This window comes from Falsiroseomonas sp. HC035 (assembly GCF_050563525.1).
In the GTDB taxonomy this organism is placed as follows: Bacteria; Pseudomonadota; Alphaproteobacteria; order Acetobacterales; family Acetobacteraceae; genus Falsiroseomonas.
Window position 1 is genome coordinate 1 of record NZ_JBNXUN010000046.1, and the last position, 4,830, is coordinate 4,830.

Here is a 4,830-nt window from a genome sequence, read left to right on the forward strand (position 1 = left end):
TAGCCCTCGACGCTGCTTGCGGTTCGTTCGACCAGAGTTGAATTTGGCCGCAGCTCTCACGTTGCTCCAACCGGATCGAGCAGCGTCGGATCATCGTCGCCCACGCCGGTGGCATTCATGCGATTGGATACTAGCCACTCCCGCAGCGCATCCGCAGGCGCCGGCCGCAGCGCCTCAGCCCCCAGCGTCCCGTCCAACCAGCCGGTGAAGTCCGCCGGGCCCAGCAGCACCGGCATCCGGTCGTGGTAGGCCGCCATCCAGGCACTCACGCCGGACACGATCATCGTGCAGCTCAGCACCTCCTCCGCTGCGCATCGATCCTGGCAATGGCGTCGGCTCCATTGCCAGCCAGCACGACCTCAAACCCTGCGTCCGAAAGATCGATCTCCAGCAAACCCTGAAGATTTGCGTCATCTTCGACCAGGAGCATAATGATAGTTTTCAGGGATGATGTCGTCACGCCGCGCTCCGAACCGTGAAAACGGAGCAGACGGAAGATCCATCATCTCAGAGCCCATCCGGGAAGTTTGGATTCATGCTGAAGGTTTTGCGGCAAGCCGTCGGAGCATGATGCGGATCATGGCCATTCGGACGAAGGCGGCGGCGATGCGGCGATGCCGCTCGAAGTCGCGGGCGAGACGGCGGTTGCGGCTGATCCACCCAATGGTGCGCTCCACGATCCAACGCTTCGGAAGCACGACGAAGCGGTGACGATCGCAGCGGCGCACGATCTCCATCTTCCATGTGCCGGTGCGGACGACGGCAGCCGCCATCTTCGGCCCCTGATAGCCCGCGTCGCCGATGAGGCGCTCGACGAATGGGAACAGCCTGCGTGCTTGTCGCAACAGCGGCTCGGCACCGTCGCGGTCCTGCACGTCGGCGGGATGCACGATCACCGCGAGCAGCATGCCGATGGTGTCGGTCAGCAGATGGCGTTTGCGGCCGACGACTTTCTTGCCCGCATCGTAGCCGGATGGGTCAAGCGCAGCGCCCCCTTTTGCGCCGCCTTGGCCGTTTGGCTGTCGATGATCGCCGTGGTCGGGCTGGCTTCGCGTCCCGCCTGCTCGCGCACCGCGACGTAGAGCGCGTGGTGGATGCGCTCGATGGTGCCTTCCCACTCCCAGCGCGAAAAGTAGTCCCACACCGTGCTCTTCGGCGGCAGGTCCTTCGGCAGCGCGCTCCATTGGCAGCCGGTCGAGAGCACGTAGAACACCGCGTTCAGCACCTCGCGCACATCCACCCTGCGAGGCCTGCCGCCGTGCTTCGCTGGCCGGATCAGTGGCGCGACCAGCGCCCACTCGGCATCCGTCAGGTCAGAGGGATAGCGCAGCCCACGCCGGTCCGCCGCACGCCGATGTTCTGCCGTCCACGCCATCCGTCTGCTCCCGCGAATCGTCCGCAGGAGCAGCGAATCACATCCGATTCAGGCGATTCAACTTCTTTCCGGATCGGCTCTCACGGCGCCAGTACTCGGTGACTTTACTTGGCGGTATCCCATTTTGCCACAAATATATTCTAAGTAAAGATACCTTGCTCACCAATATCTGGGTGCAGTATGGCGTGCGAAACTCCCTCATCAAGCTCCACGGTGACCATCCGCGCCGGCCCGCCGATCTGCTTCAAGGACCATCCGGACCCGCCGTGCCAGGGCGTCGAGTTCAAACGGCTTGTCGATCATGTCGATCCCCGGCGGCAGCGACGTCCCCGCGTAGCCGCTGATGAACAGCACGGGCAGCCTTGAAGTCCCTGCGCGTGCTGCCTCGGCCAGCTGCCGCCCGTTCATGCCGTTTCGCCCGACAGCTGCAGGACGGCCTGCCCATCCGCGCCCTTCTCCGCCTGGCCGAGGCGCTCGCGCCGGGCGACATGCAGACCCTCTACGCCTTCGTCCCCAAGGCCACCCTGGCGCGCCGCCAGAAGACGAAGCGCCTCTCCGCCGAGGAGAGCGCCAAACTCGCCCGCGTCGCCGGCGTCTATGCCGTTGCGCGGGACGTCTGGGGCTCGGACGAGGAGGCGCGCGACTTTCTCCAACGCCGCCATCCCCTGCTCGACGATGACACGCCCCTCGCCATCGCCCTCGGTTCGGATGTCGGCGCACGCCTGGTCGAACGGATCCTCGGGCGGCTGGGTCACGGCACGGCGGCGTGACTGCGCAGATCCTCGACCGCGCCCTCACCTGCTACCGCATCGGGGATCCCGCCGGCGCCTACCCCATCTTCCACGCAACCGGCTCCCGCCTCGCGCCGGGACGCTGGAACACGGACACCACGCCCGTGATCTATGCGGGCGCCAACTACTCGACCGCCATGCTCGAGAAGCTGGTCCACGGCGCCGGCCGCCTGCCGCCCAACCAGCACTACATCACCACCACCATCCCGCGCGGGCTGACCTACGCGGTCCTCAACACCGCGGCGCTGCCCGGCTGGGACGCGGCCGACGAGAGCGTGAGCCAGCCTTATGGATCAGCCTGGGTTCGCGAAGCTCGCTCCGTCATTCTCATCGTCCCATCCGTCGTTGCCCGCGTCGACGACAACGTGCTGATCAATCCGGCGCACCCCGAGTTCCGGCACATCACCACAAGCCTGCATCAGCCAATCCATTGGGATCGACGCCTCTTCGGCTCGGCGAGGTAAGTGAGCCTGAAGGCGCCGCAGTCTACGCCAGCTACGCCAGCGCCGCCGATCCTCCCGGTCGATTGTCCTTCATGATTTGCCGCGGCTTGCCTTCGCGCGGCACTGTCAACTTGTCATCTCCGAGGCGGCCACGATCACCCGGGCAAGCCTGTGGTCGATCTGCATAAGCCCGAGCGGATGCTCCTCGGAGGGGTGTCCAACGATCCGACCCAGCTTGTGGCGAGCATGGTCGGCACGTTCGCGCTGAACCGTCGCTACCTGAGCAAGCCCATGAAAAGGCGCAACGCCTTCGGCACCACGTCCTCCGGGGGCTCGGATGCATGCCATTCCGGGAAGTGACCATCGATCACCATCCGCGCCAGACCATAGCCAAAGGCGCGTGTCACCAGGACGAGGTGGCCAATGTCGATATCCGGCGCAAGCGACCCATCGAGCTGCGCCTCGGCCAGCAACCGCATCATGACGCCGCGGATCTCTTCGTTGGCTTGGCGAATGCGGTCCGATGATGCGATGTCAATCAGTGAACGCGAACTGATGATCTGGAAGTGGGTTGGGTTCTGCAGCGCCCACTGAAGGTAGGCTGAACCCAGGGCTTCGAGTCGCAGAAGCGGCTTCTGCTCCCGCGTGGCTTCGATTGCCACGTCCACGGAGGCCTTTAGCCGGTCCATCGCCTGCTCCGCGACGGCGGTCATCAACGCGGTCTTGGTGGCGAAGTGGCGAAAGGGGGCACCAGGTGACACGCCCGCCCGCCGCGCCGCTTCCCGAACGGAAACCTGCTCTACGCCGCGCTCCTCGATGATCTCGATCGTGGCAGCGACAAGTGCCTCCACCAGGTTGCCGTGGTGGTAGCGAGGGGCCGCTGCCGGCGCGGATGGCGTGTTGGTCTTGGGTGTTCGCATGGGCCTTCGTAGCACGTGATCGCCATCCATGTAATCGCCGCTCACTTTGTTGTTGTGCCTGCCTCGCAGACTATGTAAGCAGTGATTACCTCAGAAGGAGAGCGACCATGTTCCGACCCATCACCCGAGCCGCCTTGCTGATCTGCCCAGCCCTGCTCGGCGGTCTTCCTGCCGCCGCCCAGGAGCCGGCGAGGCTGGACATCGTCTGGCCGACCGAGGGCATGGTGGTGCCGCTGGGCACCGACCTGGAGCGCGCCATCGGCGTTGTCGTGCGGAGCAACTTCACGCTGCGGCCAGCCGGTCAATGCGGGAGCGAGCCGCGCTGCGGCCATATCCACCTGAAGCTCGATCCCGACGGCGACACCTGTAATATCCCCGGGCGCCCCTACAACAGCATGAACAGCGACTTCGGCGGCAACCTGATCGGCGCCCAGTTCGGCCACTGCCCCAGCGCCACCGGTGAGCATGTGATCGGCATCCTGCTGGCGGATCAGCATCACAGGCCGGTCCTGGTGGATGGCCAGCCAGTAACGGCCCTCGTCCGAGTGACGACGCGATAACCGTATGTCCCCTCAGGGAAAGTCGTGGGAACACTACGATGCTTTCACGGCCCTCTTGCAGCGCAAGCCCTTCGGCTGACGACGCGCAGCAGGCGTGGACTTCATTGACACCAGGCTTTGGCCGCCAACCCGCAAGACCAGCATCTTGTGGAGGCAGGCAGTTACCGCCCGACAAACACACTCAGGAGAACCATCATGCGCTCGAACATCAAGACCATCGTCACGGCCGCCCTGCTGGCCCCGGCCTTCGCCATCGCAGCTCATGCGGAGGAGGCGGCGCCCTACCCGCGCGTCGTCGGCACCGGCGACGATGCCTCCGTCAAATACGGCCCCGGCCACAACATTGTTGGCGGTGGCTTCGCGCAGGCCATTGTGTTCAGGTTGGCGCCGGTCACGACATTTGTCAGTGTGCCACCCGTGGCGCCGGTGTTGGCGCTTGCCTGACCTGACTGGTCGATGCCAAAGCCTGCGCTCTGCGTGTTGATGCCAACCACGGTCACGCCATTGGCCTGCAGCGCGGCGATCGCCTCGGCTTGGCTCACCGTCGTGGTATGCGATGACGCGTCGCCAAACCAGACCACAACCTTTCCGGCGCCGCTGCGCCATCCGGTATTGGCGCCGGTGCCGAACCCGCCCGCGACATCGGTGGAGCCCAGACCATCGGTGGCGCCGCCGGAGGTTGCGACTTGCTGCAGGCCGAAGAAATTGGCTTCCGGCGTGTCGCCGCCGCCGCTAGCAAAC

9 protein-coding genes are annotated in these 4,830 nt (G+C 65.3%); 3 read left to right on the forward strand and 6 right to left on the reverse strand.

Features of this window, described 5'->3' with window-relative positions:
- Positions 1-56 precede the first annotated feature (56 nt).
- The 4 genes from ACLF3G_RS29195 to ACLF3G_RS29210 form a co-directional block, all read right to left on the reverse strand.
- Complete coding sequence (locus ACLF3G_RS29195; protein WP_430672889.1) at positions 57-284, reverse strand: hypothetical protein; 228 nt, start codon at positions 282-284, stop codon at positions 57-59.
- Positions 285-292: 8 nt separating this feature from the next.
- Positions 293-430: a hypothetical protein gene (locus ACLF3G_RS29200; RefSeq protein WP_430672890.1), complete on the reverse strand. Its 138-nt coding sequence runs from the start codon at positions 428-430 to the stop codon at positions 293-295.
- A gap of 103 nt (positions 431-533) precedes the next feature.
- A protein-coding gene (locus ACLF3G_RS29205) for an IS5 family transposase (protein ID WP_430672891.1) occupies positions 534-1,375 on the reverse strand; the annotation gives its coding sequence in 2 pieces (ribosomal slippage) (positions 534-994 and positions 994-1,375; 843 coding nt in all).
- 201 nt (positions 1,376-1,576) lie between these two features.
- A complete protein-coding gene (locus tag ACLF3G_RS29210) occupies positions 1,577-1,729 on the reverse strand; it encodes a hypothetical protein (RefSeq protein ID WP_430672892.1) in 153 nt (50 codons plus the stop codon).
- 8 nt (positions 1,730-1,737) lie between these two features.
- Between ACLF3G_RS29210 and ACLF3G_RS29215 the strand changes: the two genes are divergently transcribed.
- Both ACLF3G_RS29215 and ACLF3G_RS29220 read left to right on the forward strand, forming a co-directional pair.
- A complete protein-coding gene (locus ACLF3G_RS29215) occupies positions 1,738-2,145 on the forward strand; it encodes an antitoxin Xre/MbcA/ParS toxin-binding domain-containing protein (protein WP_430672893.1) in 408 nt (135 codons plus the stop codon).
- Positions 2,142-2,630, forward strand: a complete 489-nt coding sequence (locus tag ACLF3G_RS29220) for an RES family NAD+ phosphorylase (protein ID WP_430672894.1) — start codon at positions 2,142-2,144, stop codon at positions 2,628-2,630. The genes ACLF3G_RS29215 and ACLF3G_RS29220 overlap by 4 nt, the downstream gene beginning before the upstream one ends.
- A 254-nt stretch (positions 2,631-2,884) precedes the next feature.
- Here the strand turns inward: ACLF3G_RS29220 and ACLF3G_RS29225 are convergent, their stop codons facing one another.
- On the reverse strand, positions 2,885-3,574 hold the full coding sequence (locus ACLF3G_RS29225) for a TetR/AcrR family transcriptional regulator (protein WP_430672895.1): 690 nt from the start codon (positions 3,572-3,574) through the stop codon (positions 2,885-2,887).
- 62 nt (positions 3,575-3,636) lie between these two features.
- Between ACLF3G_RS29225 and ACLF3G_RS29230 the strand changes: the two genes are divergently transcribed.
- Positions 3,637-4,089 (forward strand): hypothetical protein, encoded by a 453-nt coding sequence (locus ACLF3G_RS29230; protein ID WP_430672896.1) that lies wholly within the window; start codon positions 3,637-3,639, stop codon positions 4,087-4,089.
- A 281-nt stretch (positions 4,090-4,370) separates the two neighbouring features.
- On the opposite strand, the gene ACLF3G_RS29235 is transcribed toward ACLF3G_RS29230, so the two are convergent.
- On the reverse strand, positions 4,371-4,830 hold a 460-nt coding region (locus ACLF3G_RS29235), incomplete at its 5' end, for a hypothetical protein (RefSeq protein WP_430672897.1).